This window comes from Nocardiopsis sp. TNDT3 (assembly GCF_003427465.1).
GTDB lineage: Bacteria > Actinomycetota > Actinomycetes > Streptosporangiales > Streptosporangiaceae > Nocardiopsis > Nocardiopsis dassonvillei.
Genome location: NZ_QPFC01000292.1, coordinates 1 through 1,856, shown reverse-complemented (window position 1 = coordinate 1,856; position 1,856 = coordinate 1). Strand labels below are relative to the sequence as shown.

General features: G+C 72.4%; 1 protein-coding gene. It reads right to left on the bottom strand.

What is annotated here, in order from left to right:
- Positions 1-157: 157 nt before the first annotated feature.
- Positions 158-1,831, bottom strand: a complete 1,674-nt coding sequence (locus DQW06_RS07915) for an alpha-glucosidase (RefSeq protein ID WP_071622406.1) — start codon at positions 1,829-1,831, stop codon at positions 158-160.
- Positions 1,832-1,856: the final 25 nt, after the last annotated feature.

Below are 1,856 nucleotides of genomic sequence, written 5' to 3'. Positions count from 1 at the left end.
CCGGGCGCGACGCGTGTGCGGCGCCGACCGCAGCGCCGTGCGCCTCCGCGCCGGTGGGGACGGGCCGCGTACCGGTTCCCCGCCCCTCGCACGCCCCCACACCGCGACAGGGCCCGGGTTCCGCCGCCCCGGGGAGGGGACCGGCGTCCGCCCCCGCTCAGCGGCCTCCCAGGTGGACGCGGGCCTCCCAGGGCCGCAGCGGCGCGAAGGCGCCCTCGTCGGGGTGGTTGCCGATCAGGCGGACCGGGTCGCGCCCGGCGGCGGAGGGGTCCAGCTCCAGCGGCACCGTCCGCGCGCTCCAGTTGGCCACCACCAGCAGCACCCGGTCGTCGAGGACCCTCCGGTAGGCGTAGACCGCCGGGTCGTCCTCCAGCAGCGGCTCGAATCGGCCGTGCACGACCACCGGGTGCTCCCGGCGCAGCGCGATGAGCCGCCGGTAGTAGTGGAAGACCGAGTCCGGGTCGGCCACGGCGGCCTCGGCGTTGATCTCGGTGTGGTTGGGGTTGATCGCGATCCACGGGGTTCCGGTGGTGAAACCGGCGCCCGGCGAGGCGTCCCACTGCATGGGCGTGCGCGCGTTGTCGCGGCTCATCCGGGCGATGGCCGCCATCGCCTCCCCCGGGTCGGCCCTGCCCGTGTCCACCACCGCGCGGTGGTGGTTGAGCGTCTCCACGTCGCGGTAGTCGGCGATGTCGCCCATGTGGGCGTTGGTCATGCCCAGTTCCTCGCCCTGGTAGACGTAGGGCGTGCCCCGCATCATGTGCAGGGTCGTGGCCAGCGCCGTGGCCGACGCCACCCGGTGGTCCTCGTCGCCGAAGCGCGACACCACCCGGGGCTGGTCGTGGTTGTTCCAGTACAGGCTGTTCCACCCGCGCTCGCCCATGCCGGTCTGCCACCGGTTGAGGGACTCCCGCAGGCGGCGCAGGTCCGGGGGCCGGGGGTCGAACTTGCCGCCGGGCCCGTGGTCCAGGTCCATGTGCTCGAACTGGAAGACCATGGACAGCTCGCGCCGCTCGGGCATGGTGTGCAGCAGGGCCTGCTCCACGTCCACTCCGGGCATCTCGCCCACGGTGAGCACGTCGCGGCCCTCGAACACCTCCCGGTGCATCTCGTGCAGGAACTCGTGCAGGCGGGGGCCGTTGACGGCGTGGTCGGCGAAGATCCCGTGGTCCCCCGCCAGGGGCCCGTCGGGCATCTCGGGGGTCTTGGAGACGAAGTTGATGACGTCCATGCGGAAGCCGTCGGCGCCGCGGTCCAGCCACCAGCGCGCCACGTCGTGCACCGCCGAGCGGACCCTGGGGTTCTCCCAGTTCAGGTCGGGCTGGCGGCGGGTGAACAGGTGCAGGTAGTACTCGCCGCTGGTCTCGTCGCGGGTCCAGGCGGGACCGGAGAAGACCGACCCCCAGTTGTTGGGCGGGCCTCCGTCGCGCCCGGGCCGCCAGAAGTAGAAGTCGCGGTGTTCGGGGTCCCCAGCGCGGGAGGCGGTGAACCAGGGGTGCTCGTCGCTGGTGTGGTTGACGACCAGGTCCATCACCAGGCGCATGCCGCGCCCGTGCAGTTCGTCGCGCAGGCGGTCCCAGTCGGCCAGGGTGCCGAACCGGGGGTGGATGTCCAGGTAGTCGCTGATGTCGTACCCGTTGTCGTCCCAGGGCGACGGGTAGACGGGCGACAGCCACACCACGTCCACGCCCAGCAGCTGGAGGTGGTCGAGTCTGTCGATGACGCCGGGCAGGTCGCCCACGCCGTCGCCGTCGCTGTCGTTGAAACTGCTCGGATAGATCTGGTAGACGACGCTGGACTTCCACCAGTCGGGGCTGCTCTCCAGGGGCACGGGCGTCCTCGGGTGCGTAGGGGGC